This window comes from Paenarthrobacter sp. CC6, from assembly GCF_040560085.1.
GTDB classification, from domain to species: Bacteria; Actinomycetota; Actinomycetes; order Actinomycetales; family Micrococcaceae; genus Arthrobacter; species Arthrobacter nicotinovorans.
Window position 1 is genome coordinate 292404 of the sequence record NZ_JARDAN010000006.1, and the last position, 13980, is coordinate 306383.

Annotated in this window: 13 protein-coding genes; 3 read left to right on the forward strand and 10 right to left on the reverse strand. The window is 62.4% G+C overall.

The features are described from left to right. The first annotated feature begins 51 nt into the window (after positions 1-51). Positions 52-663, forward strand: a complete 612-nt coding sequence (locus PV760_RS06145; RefSeq protein ID WP_110504694.1) for a hypothetical protein — start codon at positions 52-54, stop codon at positions 661-663. A gap of 10 nt (positions 664-673) precedes the next feature. On the opposite strand, the gene PV760_RS06150 is transcribed toward PV760_RS06145, so the two are convergent. The 9 genes from PV760_RS06150 to pdxT all read right to left on the reverse strand — a co-directional run bounded on the left by PV760_RS06150 (position 674) and on the right by pdxT (position 10492). Next, on the reverse strand, positions 674-3067 hold the full coding sequence (locus PV760_RS06150; RefSeq protein WP_018777755.1) for a RelA/SpoT family protein: 2394 nt from the start codon (positions 3065-3067) through the stop codon (positions 674-676). A gap of 162 nt (positions 3068-3229) precedes the next feature. Further along, positions 3230-4219 (reverse strand): protein translocase subunit SecF, encoded by a 990-nt coding sequence (gene secF / locus PV760_RS06155; RefSeq protein WP_354627356.1) that lies wholly within the window; start codon positions 4217-4219, stop codon positions 3230-3232. Beyond that, the gene (gene secD, locus PV760_RS06160) at positions 4219-5970 is read right to left on the reverse strand and encodes a protein translocase subunit SecD (protein WP_055975962.1); all 1752 of its coding nucleotides are present in this window, start codon (positions 5968-5970) and stop codon (positions 4219-4221) included. Before secD ends, secF begins: the two co-directional genes overlap by 1 nt. A gap of 114 nt (positions 5971-6084) precedes the next feature. Then, entirely contained in the window at positions 6085-6468 is a 384-nt protein-coding gene (gene yajC / locus PV760_RS06165; RefSeq protein ID WP_018777758.1) for a preprotein translocase subunit YajC, read from the reverse strand. Positions 6469-6613: 145 nt separating this feature from the next. After that, positions 6614-7690 carry a Holliday junction branch migration DNA helicase RuvB gene (ruvB, locus tag PV760_RS06170; RefSeq protein WP_018777759.1) on the reverse strand — a complete coding sequence of 359 codons (1077 nt, stop codon included), beginning with the start codon at positions 7688-7690 and terminating at the stop codon, positions 6614-6616. Beyond that, a complete protein-coding gene (gene ruvA / locus PV760_RS06175) occupies positions 7683-8327 on the reverse strand; it encodes a Holliday junction branch migration protein RuvA (RefSeq protein WP_110504696.1) in 645 nt (214 codons plus the stop codon). The genes ruvB and ruvA overlap by 8 nt, the downstream gene beginning before the upstream one ends. 90 nt (positions 8328-8417) lie before the next feature. After that, positions 8418-8987, reverse strand: coding sequence for a crossover junction endodeoxyribonuclease RuvC (gene ruvC / locus PV760_RS06180; RefSeq protein WP_275779926.1), 570 nt, complete (start codon positions 8985-8987; stop codon positions 8418-8420). 44 nt (positions 8988-9031) lie between these two features. Next, positions 9032-9787: a YebC/PmpR family DNA-binding transcriptional regulator gene (locus PV760_RS06185; RefSeq protein WP_354627357.1), complete on the reverse strand. Its 756-nt coding sequence runs from the start codon at positions 9785-9787 to the stop codon at positions 9032-9034. Positions 9788-9790: 3 nt separating this feature from the next. Next, positions 9791-10492 carry a pyridoxal 5'-phosphate synthase glutaminase subunit PdxT gene (gene pdxT / locus PV760_RS06190; RefSeq protein ID WP_018777763.1) on the reverse strand — a complete coding sequence of 234 codons (702 nt, stop codon included), beginning with the start codon at positions 10490-10492 and terminating at the stop codon, positions 9791-9793. A gap of 102 nt (positions 10493-10594) precedes the next feature. Here pdxT and PV760_RS06195 point away from each other — a divergent pair, with 102 nt between their 5' ends. Continuing rightward, positions 10595-11923, forward strand: coding sequence for a MurT ligase domain-containing protein (locus PV760_RS06195; RefSeq protein WP_354627358.1), 1329 nt, complete (start codon positions 10595-10597; stop codon positions 11921-11923). Beyond that, positions 11920-12693, forward strand: coding sequence for a type 1 glutamine amidotransferase (locus PV760_RS06200; protein WP_039241699.1), 774 nt, complete (start codon positions 11920-11922; stop codon positions 12691-12693). The genes PV760_RS06195 and PV760_RS06200 overlap by 4 nt, the downstream gene beginning before the upstream one ends. Before the next feature lie 3 nt (positions 12694-12696). Here PV760_RS06200 and PV760_RS06205 read toward each other — a convergent pair whose 3' ends face one another. Continuing rightward, positions 12697-13962: a CapA family protein gene (locus PV760_RS06205; RefSeq protein WP_354627396.1), complete on the reverse strand. Its 1266-nt coding sequence runs from the start codon at positions 13960-13962 to the stop codon at positions 12697-12699. Between the last annotated feature and the right edge of the window lie 18 nt (positions 13963-13980).

The following is a 13980-nucleotide window of genomic DNA, read 5'->3' on the forward strand; positions in this document are numbered from 1 at the left end:
TAGCCGGATCGGAGCCTGTACTCGTAGGGGGCCCCACGAAATGATCGGTGGATGGTCCCCGCTCTCACATCCCCGCAATTGCTGGACCCGGTTATTCCGGAGCTCTATGCCCCTGGCCGCATCTTCACGTGGAATGAACTGCAGGGCATGGCGTTCGACGGCATCCTGATGCCCCTCTACGGCAAGAACTATTCCTCCCCTGGTGTGGCCATCACCCACCGGCTGCGCGCCCGCGCAGCCGCACTGAGCGTGCCTGAACGTATCCGCACCAAAGTTGTGGCCGGCAGGCTCACTGCCGCCTGGATCTATGGCTGTGCCAAACCGCCGGAGAAGTTGTCCCTGCTTGTGGATGCCAAGCACCGCATTTCCAGCCTTCGCGGCACCCTGCCCTGCAGCCTCCATGAAGTACGGCTGGGGCAGATGGATGTCGTCAGTCTCGGCGGGATGCTGGTGAGCACCCCGCTGCGTACCGCGGCGGACATTGCGCTCCACGTCGAGTCTGAACGTGCCCTGCCGGTGCTGCGTCGGCTCCTGGACAGACAGGAACTGGGCGTACGGCTAAGACTTCTTGTCCTGGCAGTCGAGGCAGCTCCCCGGGTCCCCCACAAGAAGCGCGCCCTGGCCACCCTGGCACAGTTGATGCCGGCAAATGCTATCGGCTAGCAGCAAACCGCTAGCTCCGGCGGCGGTTACCCGTGGTGCGGTAGACGTCGAAAACACCGTCAATGCGGCGCACAGCATTCAACACGTGGTGAAGGTACTTGGGATCACCCATCTCGAAGGCAAACTTCGAGATCGCCACCCTGTCGCTGGACGTGTGGACCGATGCAGCAAGGATGTTGACGTGGTTCTCCGAGAGGATCCGCGTCACATCCGAAAGGAGCGATTTGCGGTCCAGTGCTTCGACCTGGATCTCCACCAGGAACACGCTGGACTGCGTAGGTGCCCATTCGACGTCGACGATCCTGTCAGGCTGGTCACGCAGCCCCGAGACATTGGTGCAGTCTGTCCGGTGCACGGAGACACCGGAACCGCGCGTCACGAAGCCAAGGATGGGATCCGGAGGCACAGGTGTGCAGCACCGGGCCAGCTTGACCCATACGTCGCCCACGCCCCTGACGATGACGCCAGAGTCCGAGAATTTGGACTTCGCTACCTGGGTCGGGATGCTGACTTCGTCAAGATCCTCATCCGGAGTCTCATGGCCGCCCAACTGCTCCATGAGCTTTTCCATGACTGACTGGGCCGAGGTATGACCGTCACCAACGCCCGCATACAGTCCGGAGATGTCGACGTAGTGGAAATCCTCGGCGACGGAAGACAAAGCATCATGGGTCATGAGCCTTTGCAGGGGAAGGTTCTGCTTCCGCATGGCGCGGGTGAGCATGTCCTTGCCGCGGTCGATCGCTTCTTCGCGACGCTCCTTGGTGAACCACTGCCTGATCTTGTTGCGGGCACGCGCGGATTTGACGAAGTGCTGCCAATCCTGGCTCGGACCGGCACCTTCGGCCTTGGAGGTGAAGATCTCCACCCAGTCGCCATGGTTCAGTTCACTGTTCAGCGGCACCAGTTTGCCGTTAACCCGTGCACCGATGGTGCGGTGTCCCACTTCCGTGTGGACGGCGTACGCAAAGTCCACAGGGGTTGAACCCGCTGGCAGCGCCATGACTTCGCCCTTGGGTGTGAAAACGAAGACTTCGCGGGCGTTGATCTCGTAACGCAGGGAATCCAGGAACTCGCCCGGATCGGAGGTCTCCTGCTGCCAGTCCACCAGGGAACGAAGCCAGCCCATGTCGCCGTCGCGCGGGCTGCCCGGGCCCTGTGCCGTCCGGTTGGGCTGGTCCTTGTACTTCCAGTGGGCGGCCACGCCATACTCTGCGCGGCGGTGCATCTCGTGCGTGCGGATCTGGATCTCAACAGGCTTGCCGCCCGGACCGATCACCGTGGTGTGCAGAGATTGGTACATGTTGAACTTCGGCATCGCGATGTAGTCCTTGAACCTGCCTGGCAGCGGGTTCCAGCGCGAATGCAGGGTGCCAAGGGCCGCGTAACAGTCGCGGACGGAGTCCACCAGCACCCGGACGCCCATGAGGTCGTTGATGTCGTCGAAATCCTTATCCCTGACGATCATCTTCTGGTAGATGGAGTAGTAGTGCTTGGGACGGCCCGTGATGGTCGCTTTGATCCTGGCAGTCCGGAGATCGTCGGCGATCTGGTTCCGGATGACGCTCAGGCTCTTCTCGCGCTCCGGCGTGCGGTCCCCCACCATCCGGACGATTTCCTCGTACACCTTGGGGTAGAGGGCTGCGAACGACAGGTCCTCAAGCTCCCACTTGATGGTGTTCATGCCCAGGCGATGAGCCAGCGGGGCAAAGATCTCCAGCGTTTCACGTGCCTTGCGGGAGGAAGACTCGGCTGAAACGAAGCGCCAAGTGCGTGCATTGTGCAGGCGGTCGGCCAGCTTGATCATGAGGACCCGAATGTCCTTGGCCATGGCCACGACCATTTTGCGGACGGTCTCAGACTGGGCTGCCTCGCCAAAGCTGACCTTGTCCAACTTGGTAACGCCGTCCACCAGCATGGCAACCTCAGGGCCAAAATCCCGTGTCAGGTCCGCCAGGGTGTATGGAGTGTCCTCCACGGTGTCATGGAGGAGGGCAGCGGCCAACGTGGTGCCTGTCATGCCAAGTTCAGCCAGGATGGTCGCCACGGCCACCGGGTGGGTGATGTAAGGATCACCGCTCTTGCGCTTCTGTCCCTGGTGGCTGCGCTCGGCGACTGCGAACGCCCGTTGGATCAGGTCAAAATCTTCTTTGGGGTTGTTGGCCCTGACGGTCCGCAACAGCGGCTCGAGGATCGGAGAGTACGGAGCTACGCCCCGCCCGGTCAGGCGCGCGAGGCGCGAACGCGTGCGTTCCCGCCGGCCCGGAAACGTGGGACGGGCTCCCGGCATGTCCACCGGCACTGCTCCGGAGGCCCGGGCGGGCACGCCCGTTACAGGGACCGCCACAGCTTTGCGGTCGTCTTCCCCGCCCGCCGGTGGTGCCGACGTCGCACGTTCTTCCACAGAAGTACCCCTCACAACCGATTTAATTCTCCCAGTCTATTCCCGGAAGCGAATGCTTCTGCAACTGGACAGCACATGACGATCGGGCCGGCAAGTCAAAGAGCCGGCCACCGCACTGTGGCGGTGACCGGCTCCCTTGGACAAATACAGCTCCGTTGCCGCCTAAACGGTGGCTTCGGCGCGTCGGTGGGCTACCTTCTTGGCCTGCTTGACGAGCTCGGGCTCACCCTGGCGCAGCCAGGCGTAGAGCGGGGCCGCGATGAAGATGGTTGCCGCGGTGCCAATGAGGATACCCACAAACAAGGCCAGCGACAGGTCGCGCAGGGTGCCCGCGCCCAGGAGTCCTGCCCCAATGAAGAGGATCGCGGCCACCGGAAGGACAGCCACCATCATGGTGTTGATGGATCGGACCAGGGTTTGGTTGACGGCCAGGTTGACCTCTTCGCCGAAGGTACGGCGGGTGGACGTTGTGATGTCCGACGTGTTTTCGCGGATCTTGTCGAAGACCACGACGGTGTCGTAGAGCGAGTAGCTCAGGACGGTCAGGAAGCCGATAATCGCCGACGGCGTCACTTCGAAATCGCTCAGGGCGTAGACGCCCGCAGTGGTGAACATCGTGACGAGCATGCCGACGAGGGCCGACAAGGACATCTTCCAGGTCCTGAAGTACAGGGCCATGAGGACCGCGGCCAATCCGACGAAGACCACCAGGCCGATGAGTGCCTGACGGGTCACATCCTGGCCCCAGGTCGGTCCGACGAAGTTGGAGGTGACTTCGTTCTCCGTCACACCATAGGCGCTTGTGAGCCCGTCCTTGATGCGGTTGGTCTCGTCATCGGTCAGCTGGTCCGTCTGGATGCGCATGGTGTTGCCGGCCACGTTTGCGACACGCGGAATGGCATCAGGCACGACCTCGTGGACTGCCCGCTCCCCCAGCGCTGCGTCTGTGGTGCTCACGTTTGAAACCGTGAACTCCGAACCGCCGCGGAATTCGATACCGAGGTTGAAGCCACCCTTGACCACCGGGATCAGGATGGACAACGCCACGGCGGCGGCCGCGATGATGAACCAGATCTTCTTTGAATTGACAAAGTTGTAGGAGCGTTTGCCCGTGTAGAGCTCATGGCCGAAGGTTGCGAAGCTCGTAGTCATTACTTCTCCTCCTTGCTGCCGTTGGAAGAACCAGTCAGTTGGCCCTTCGCGGCAAGCCGCCGTTCGGCGATGGTCATGCGTCGTTCCGCTTCAGCGGCCGCCCCGGCGTTGCGGGGGCGGACCGGCGTCGGCTTGTCATCCGGGGTCCGGAGCCGTCCGGCCCCCCGGTACAGCGGTACCGCGCCCAGGCGGTCGGGCGACAGTCCGGAGAACCGGTGTCCTTCGCCGAAGAACTTGGTACGGGCCAGGACCTGCAGCATCGGGTGCGTGAACATGAACACGACAAGGAGGTCGGCAAGGGCAGTCAGGCCCAAGGTAAACGCAAAGCCGCGGACGTTTCCGACAGCCACGAAGTACAGGACCAGCGCGGCCAGAAGGTTGACGGCTTTGGAAGCCAGGACCGTGCGCTTGGCGCGCTTCCAGCCGTTCTCGACGGCGGACACCAGTCCGCGCCCGTCGCGCAGTTCGTCACGGATACGTTCGAAGTAGACGATGAACGAGTCGGCGGTCTGACCGATAGCCACAATCAGACCTGCGACACCTGCCAGGGACAACCTGTAGTTCTCGGTCCAGCCGAGGATTGCGATGGCAAGGTACGTCAGCAACCCGGCCACTACCAGGGAAGCGATGGTAACGAGTCCCAAAGCCCGGTACTGGAAGAGCGAGTAGACAACCACCAGCAGCAAGCCGATCATGCCGGCAAGCAAGCCAAGACGGAGCTGATCTCCGCCAAGGGTGGCCGAGATTTGCTCCTGGGACTGGATCTCGAAACTGATCGGGAGGGCACCGTAGCGCAGCTGGTCGGACAGGGCCTTGGCACTGGCTTGGGTGAAGTTGCCGGTGATCTGGGGCTTTCCGTCGGTGATGACGGCAAGGGCACGCGGTGCTGAAATCACTTTGTCATCGAGGACAATGGCGAACTGGGACTTCGGGTCTTCCGTGCCTTGCGCCTGTGCGGCCACGTAGAACTGGTTGAGCCGTTCGGTGACTGCCTTGAACTTCGCAGTGGCGTCACCGTTGAAGACGATGTTCACACCCCAGGAGTTGGTCACCGAACCCTGTGCACCCTGAACCTGGGAGAAGGTGGAATCGCTGATGTCCTGGCCCTTGACCTCTACCGGGCCAAGAATGTACTTGACGGCGGGAGTCTTGTCCGTGGCAGGCTCACAGGCCACCAGCGGCTTGGCTGGATCGGAGCGGTCGCGCTTCTCCGTGGAGGGATTGACGCAATCCAGCGCTTCGAATTCCTTGACGACATCGCCCGTGACCCAGTTGTTGTCGCTGGCGTTGGCCGGCTCTGCGGTCGGCTTGGGCAGCTTGTCATCCGGTGTCCGCTGTTCTGCGGGAACGGCGGCGGGGTCACCAGCGGCGATAACGGGGCGGAAGTTCATGTCCGCGGATGCCTGGATGAGGTCCCGGGTCTCCTTTGAGGGAGTGCCCGGCAGGCTGACCACCACATTGCGGCCGGACTGCGTGCTGATCTCGGCCTCGGCGACGCCGGAACCGTCAACACGCTGGCGGATGATCGCCACAGCCTGGTTCAGCTGCTCCTCATTGATGTCGCTTGCACCCTCCACCCGGGGTGCCAGGATCATCTGGGTTCCACCTTCGAGGTCCAATGCGAGCTTGGGCGCCCAGCTCGCATGGCCGGTCATCACCCCGCCAGCCAGGACAGCGGTGAGTACAACGAAAATTGCTCCAAGCCAGGTCAGCACCCTGCGGGCTGAGTTTTTGGGGCCGGTCCGTGCCATTATCGATCTTCCTGTTATCGCCGGACAGCCGCCGGCGGACGCTGGTAAGCGTCTGCCGGCGGCTCTCCGCTGCCGTAGAAGTTTCCTTGCGCGGTGATGCCGCGACTGACGGTGCTAGTTGTCCTTCTTGTCCTCTTTGTTGAGGCGCGCGATGGTCTCTTCCGGAGTCTCGACTGCCGAAGGGGTTTCAGTACCCGCAACGGTCAAGGAAGAAGCGTCATCGGGAACCACCGGGGCTTCCTCAGGAGCAGCCTCAACCACCTTGGTGACAGCCTGGCGGTGCACTGTGGCCTGGTTGCCCGGCGAAAGCTCGATAACGACCTTGTTTTCCGCTTCGTCGATGGACACGATCCGGCCGAAAAGGCCGAAGCTGGTCATGACGTCGACGCCCGGAGCGAACTTGGACTGCATCTCAGCCTGCTGCTGCTGGGTCTTCTTGTTGCGGCGGAACATCATGAAGACAAAAAGTCCAAGCATGACGAACAGCAATATGGTCATTGGATCCACAGGGAAGTTCCGTTCTGTACTTACGTTTTGGTCCACGGCAACGTCCCTGGCAGATCCGCGAGGCTGGCGCATGGATCAAGGACTCGAACGTGCCGAGCGTCATACCAGTCTAGAGGGAAAAGCTGAACACAGCGTGTTAACCGGCTGTATCGATGCTTTCGGCGTGGTTTTCGTCCTCGTCAAAGAGCGCAAGCGTCTCTTGTCCGAACACGCCGGTCGGTACCGCGTACCCCAGGTGGGTCCAGGCCGAAGCCATGGCGATCCGGCCCCGCGGCGTCCGCCCCAGCAGCCCTTCCCGCACCAGGAACGGCTCCGCCACTGTCTCGACAGTCTCCGGTTCTTCACCAACAGCGATCGCCAGGGTGGACAGTCCCACGGGGCCGCCGTTGAACTTGGTGATCAGGGCTTCCAGGACGGAACGGTCCAAGCGGTCGAGGCCGCGCTGGTCCACCTCATACATATCCAATGCAGCGGACGCTGACCGGGCGTCGATCTGATCAATACCGTGGACCAAAGCCCAGTCGCGGACCCGGCGAAGCAGCCGGTTGGCGATACGCGGTGTACCGCGTGACCTGCCTGCTATTTCCGTGAACCCGGCCGAATTGACCTTGAGGTCCAGCAAACCGGCCGACCGGCGGAGGACAAGCTCAAGTTCAGCCACGGAATAGAACTCGAGGTGCCCGGTGAAACCGAAACGGTCCCTCAACGGGCCGGGGAGAAGCCCTGCCCGCGTGGTGGCTCCCACCAGGGTGAAGGGCGGCAGCTCCAGAGGGATGGCGGTAGCGCCGGCACCCTTTCCGACCACGATGTCCACACGAAAATCCTCCATGGCCATGTAGAGCATTTCTTCTGCCGGCCTGGACATACGGTGGATTTCGTCAAGGAACAGCACCTCGCCCTCCGACAAGGAGGAAAGGATGGCCGCCAGGTCACCTGCATGCTGTATGGCCGGACCGCTGCTGATACGCAGCGGCGCGTTCATTTCCGCCGCGATGATCATGGCCAAGGTGGTCTTGCCCAGGCCCGGTGGACCGGACATGAGCACGTGATCGGCACTGCGTCCACGCATTTTGGACGCCTCGAGTACCAAGGCAAGCTGTTTGCGGACCCGGTGCTGGCCCACGAAGTCATGCAGGTTCTTCGGACGGAGCGCGGCCTCAATGACCCGCTCTTCCGGCTCCTCTCCCCCGCTGACCAGTGACTGCTCAGCCACGGGAGCCTACGCGGTTACCGGCGCGTGCACCGTCCTGGCCAAGCCAACGCAGGGTGGCCCGGAGGATCTGCGCGACGTTGCCGGCCTCCACGAGTTCGGGCGAATCAGCCATGGCTTTGTCGATGCTTCCGGTGGCGTCCTTCTCCGACCATCCCAGGCTGGTCATCGCAGCAACAACCTGCGGCTTCCACTCAGCCTTGATGGCGGTTTCCGGAGCAGCACCACTTCCGGTACCGTGCGGGACCAGCTTCCCGGCAAGTTCAAGGACAATCCTGCCCGCAACCTTGGGTCCGATGCCCGGCACCTTGGTGAAGGCCTTGCTGTCGCCGGTATGTGCCGCGACGCGGATGGCTTCGGGCTCGTGCACCGCCAGAACAGCGAGGGCCAAACGCGGGCCGACCCCGCTGACACTAAGCAGGACATCGAAAACTTCGCGTTCGTCGTCGTCCGCGAAGCCGAACAACGTGAGGGAGTCTTCCCGGACGATCATGGAGGTAAAAAGTTTGGCTTCAGTGCCCACGTGGAGGTGGCTCAAGGTCTGTGGTGTGGCGTAGACGCTCATGCCGGCACCGTTGAGGTCAATGACGGCGGTGGACAAACCAACGTGGGCAACGGTTCCACGAAGAAAACTGATCAAGACCCGGCTCCTGAGTTATTGCAGCGTTATTGCGGCTAAAGCGGACTATCCGAACATATCTACGAATACCCTAGCAAGCGCAGCCGGCAATCACCGCTTGCGGCGCGCTTTCGCTTCGGCGTCTGCCCAGGCTTTTTGCGCCGGCGTCAGGGATCCGGCGCCGGAGGCAGCACCCATTCCGTTGCCTGCACGCCAGGCATGCGTCAAAGCCAACGCGAGTGCGTCCGCGGCGTCTGCCGGCTTGGGCGGGGCGTCCAGGCGCAGGATCTTGGTCACCAGCTTGGTCACTGCGTCCTTGTTGGCTGTACCGCTGCCGGTCACCGCGGCCTTTACTTCCGATGGGGTGTGCAACGCCACAGGGATACCGCGGCGGGCCGCGGCGGCAATGACGACCCCGGAGGCCTGCGCAACGCCCATGACAGTGCTGACGTTCATCTGGGAGAAAACCCGTTCGACGGCGACGACGTCCGGCTTGTGCAGGTCAAGCCACTCATCGATGGCGTGGGCTATGACCAGCAGGCGCTTGTCCAGCGTTAGTTCAGCGGACGTACCCACCACTCCGACGGCGACCATGGTGGCCCGCCGGTTCCGCTCGATGTCTACTACACCGATGCCGCAACGGGTAAGGCCCGGATCGACTCCCAATACGCGAAGAGTCAAGTCCGGGCCTTCCTGTTTGTCATCAAAATCGGGTGCTGCCACGCCTACTCGGCGTCGAGGGCAGCCTGCACTTCCTCGCTGAAGTCCGCGTTGCTGTAGACGTTCTGGACATCGTCCAGGTCCTCGAGCGCGTCGACGAGCTTCATGAACTTCTTGGCACCATCGACGTCCAGCTCCACCTGCATGGAGGGAACGAACTCTGCTTCGTCGGTTTCGTAGTCGATCCCGGCTTCCTTGAGGGCTTCACGGATGGCCTGGAGGTCCGAGGGTTCGGAATGGATCTCCCAGTTGTCCCCGCTGTCCTTGACCTCCTCCGCACCGGCGTCCAGGACGGCCATCAGGATGTCGTCTTCGCTGAGACCGTTCTTCGGCAAAACCACCACGCCCTTGCGGGCGAACAAGTAGCTGACGGATCCCGGGTCTGCGATGGTCCCGCCGTTGCGCGAGATGGCCAGGCGCACCTCGGAGGCCGCACGGTTCTTGTTGTCGGTAAGGCACTCGATCAACAAGGCCGAGCCCTGCGGCCCACGGGCTTCGTACATGATCTCGGTGTAGTCGACGACCTCGCCGGTGAGGCCGGCGCCACGCTTGATGGCGCGGTCGATGTTGTCGTTGGGCACCGATGTCTTCTTGGCCTTGGTAACGGCGAGTTCCAGGCCCGGGTTGCCGGCCAGGTCCGGTCCACCCATGCGGGCAGCAACTTCGATGTTCTTGATCAGTTTTGCGAACGACTTTGCACGCCTGCTGTCAATGATGGCTTTTTTGTGCTTGGTGGTCGCCCATTTGGAGTGGCCTGACATGCTTTACGCTTCTCCTCTGATCATTCGAATAAAGAGTTCATGCACACGCTTCTCCCCTGTCACTTCCGGGTGGAAGGAGGTGGCCAGCAAATGGCCGGAGCGCACTGCAACAATTCTAGCCACTCCATGCAAAGCGGCGGTGTGGCCGGCATGGTCAGGATCGACCTGTGCCAGGACGTCTACTCCAGGACCTACCCGCTCAACCCAAGGTCCGCGGATGAACACGGCATGGACAGGGTCCACTCCGTCCTCGTCGGCGCTGAACTCCAGTCCCTTGAAATCGAGGTCCGTTTCGAAGGATTCCCGTTGCCGTCCGAAAGCGTTGCGGCGAACGGTGATATCCAGGCCGCCGAACGTCTGTTGCGGGTTTCCCTGCAGGTCGGTGGCAGGGTCTGCGATCTCTTCGGCCAGCAGAATCATGCCCGCGCAGGAGCCGTAGACCGGAAGGCCGTCGGCTATACGCTTTTGGATGGGATCACGGAGTTCAAAGATCCGGGACAGTTTGTCGATGGTGGTGGATTCGCCACCGGGGATGATCAGGCCGTCGATCCCGTCCAGCTCGGCAGGCCGGCGGATACCCACGCCTACAGCTCCAGCGGACTCGACGGCATGAATGTGCTCACGGAAATCGCCCTGGAGTGCCAGGACGCCGATCCGGAGGCCTGTACCCACGCGTGACGAAGCGTCGGAAAGGGGGTTGGTCATTGGACCATCATAGTGCTCCCGCCCGCACGGCCGGCTTCGGTCAGTGCTCTGCGACCTGAGGCGACCCGGGTTCCATGCCGCGTCTGGGATATATTACAGAGCATGCTTTCCTTCAGCGTTCCCCTCGGCAAGCTGGTCCGCACTCTGTCCCGGCTGCGGGGCGGCGGGTCGGCGTTTCCCGGGCTTGTGGTCGAGAAGATCGACCCCCGGTTCATGCAGCGAACGCTGGCGTCACTGCCGCACGGTGTCGCTGTTGTCAGCGGCACCAATGGCAAGACCACAACTACCAAGATGGTGGTGGAACTCCTCGAAAGCCAGGGCCTGAAGGTCTTCACGAACCGTTCGGGCAGCAACTTCACCCGCGGAGTAGCTGCGTCCCTGCTCGGAGAGGTCGACTGGCGGGGACGGCTTGACGCCGATATCGCCATTCTTGAACTCGACGAAGCGCATGCCGTCCACTTCGTTAATAAGGTTCCTCCCCGTTACAGCCTGTTGCTGAATGTCCTCAGGGATCAGCTGGACCGGTTCGGCGAGATCGACAAAACGGCCCGGCTCCTGGAGCACATTGCATCCAAGACCACCGACACCGTCGTCCTGAACCGGGAAGACCCCCGCGTTGCGCGGATAGCCAACATCGTCAACAGCCTCGATGCCGTTCATCACCCCGAGGTGCGGTACTTCGGTCTGGACGAGTCACTCCGCAGCACCTTCCCGAACGACGACGAAATGCGAACAGGCAGTGGACCCTCACCGTCCGGCACGTCCGTGGCCGCAGCGTCCGGTGAGGCAGTCGACTTGCCGGATGCCGACGTCGTGCTTCGCCGGGTAGGTGCCCAGGACGCAGACTTTGAGTTCGACGGCAAGACCGTGACCACAACCATGAAGCTGCGCGGCGTTTACAACATCTTCAACGCTGCCGCGGCGTTGTCGCTGACCCGCGCAGTTCTGGGAACCGGCCCCATTGACACCCCAAAGCTCGTCAAAGCCCTTGGCGACGTCGCCCCGGCATTCGGACGCGGTGAAAGCCTCACGGTGGATGGCCAACCGCTCGAACTCGTGCTGGTAAAGAATCCCAGCGGTTTCCGGCTCGGCCTGAAGTCGTTCCCGGCCGGCGGCTACGCAACCATGATCGCGATCAACGACAACTATGCCGACGGCAGGGACATGTCGTGGCTGTGGGACGTGGAGTTCGAGTCCCTGCGCGAAGGCGGAGTAGAGGTCCTTACGGGGGTCAGGGCCTACGACATGGCCCTCCGGCTGCAGTACGACGACGTGCCCTTCGGCACCGTGGAGCCGGATATAACAGCAGCACTTCGGACCTTTATCGACGGCTCCCGCGGCAAGCCCAAGCGCATTTTCTGCACGTACACATCAATGCTGGCCATCCGCCGCGAACTCGCCAAAATCACCATAGTTGAGGTGGTCTCATGACCTCGGAAACCCAGCCCACCGCCCATTCACCGGAGGAGCGTGCCCAGTCCACCAAGGGCACTATCCGCGTCCTCCAGCTGTACCCGCGCGAAATGAACATCTACGGCGACTGGGGCAACGCCCTGGTGCTGAAGCAACGGATCAAGTGGCATGGCTACACGCCGGAGCTGCTGGAGTACAACGTGGGAGATGATTTCCCGGACGACGTCGACATCATTGTGGGCGGCGGCGGGCAGGACAGCGGCCAACTTGTCATCCAGGATGACCTTCAGGCGCGCGCGGAGCAGTTGAGGGAGCTGGCCGACAACGGCGCCCCAATGTTGGTGATCTGCGGCCTTTACCAGCTCTTTGGAAAGTTCTTCAAGACCAGCACCGGACCCACTATCCCCGGGATCGGGATTCTGGATGTCGAAACCCAGGGTACGGATGAACGCCTCATCGGCAACGTGATCATGAAGTCCGCCGAGTTCGGCGACATCATGGGCTACGAGAACCACAGCGGTCAGACCACCTTGGGTCCTGGCGTACAACCTCTGGGGACAGTGACCAAAGGTGCGGGCAACAACAGCAAGGACGGCCATGAGGGCGCCAGGTACAACAACGTCGTGGCCAGCTACCTGCACGGTTCATTGCTGCCAAAGAACCCGGCCATCGCCGACTTCCTGATCCGCACGGCTGCGGAGCGCAAGTTCGGCACTTTCGTGCCGGGATCGCCCGACGACGACTACGCCCGCCTCGCGCGGGAACACGCCGCCCGCCGTCCCCGCTAGGGGCTATTTCTCCTTGGTGATCAGCAGTTCATGTGCACCTGCACTGGCTGCGCCCATGGATTCGACAACGGTTTGGGTCCTCTGGCGGGTTTCGGCGTCGGCCGCGGGTGTGGCACACACGCCTTGCGGGGCATCGCTGGCCACTGAACACCAACGGTAGGGGTCCCGGACAATCACCGAGGGCGCCCACGCGAGGTCGGAGGCAGTCCAGGTGCCTGCAGCGTTTTGGCTGAACTGTGCCCTGACCAGCAGCCCTTCGTTGTTGACCACGTACCACGGTGACAATTCCGTGATGCCGTTGCCTAGCCCGTACACGATCCAGGTGCCTTTGTAGTTCTCGATGGGCAGCACGGAGTGGGTGTGATGCCCATAGATCATGGTGAACTGCCCGCTGTCCACGAGTGCATGCGCCACATCCTGCTGTTGGGCATTGGGTTCGCTCGCGTATTCGTCACCCGCGTGCATGACTCCCAGGACAATGTCAGCACCGAGGGCCCTGGCTTGGGTTGCCTTGGCAATCATGGTTGCAGGGTCGAGTTCGTCCACAAGCCAGGGGTATTCCGGAATCTGTCCGTTGTGGCCATAGGTTCCGATGATGACCGCGACCTTGGCCGCGTCGGTCTGGAGCATCAGGATTTCCTTGGAGGCAGCCTCCGTCCGGTAGGAGCCGGTGTGCTTCAGCCCTGCGGCATCGAGGGCATCAAGGGTCCTGAGCAGACCCTCCGTGCCGCGGTCAATGGTGTGGTTGCTCGCGGTGGTGCAGGCCTGGTAGCCAATGTCCTTCGAAGCGGTGACAATCTGCGGCGGTACATTGAACGACGGGTAGGCCGAGAAAGGCCCTTCGGGCGTGGCCACCGGAGTCTCCTGGTGGCAGATGGCGAGGTCGCTGCTGTTGACGTAGCGCCGCTGTCCTTCGAGGAGCGGGACGAAGGTGTAGCCGGGCAAGCCAGCGGCGGCGGCGTCTGCCCTTGCCTGCTGCCATAACTGGGTGTGGACCAGCATGTCGCCCGTCACGGTGATGGAGGTACAGCGGAGTTCAGGGCAGGCAGGTCCCTTGCCTGGAGTTGGATTCGGAGCGGGAGTACGTGTGGGCATAGGCGACTCCGCCGCGGGAGACGTTGCTGCGGTGCTCCGGTCCGGATCTGTGTTCTCGGCTACGACGCCGCAGGCACCAAGGGTCATCGCAAGGGCGACCACTATGGCAGGCGCTGCCGATCGGCGAAGCCGGATCCATCTCGTCGCAGATGTGAGATTCCCCATGATTTTCATCCTACGGCGAAGTCGCAC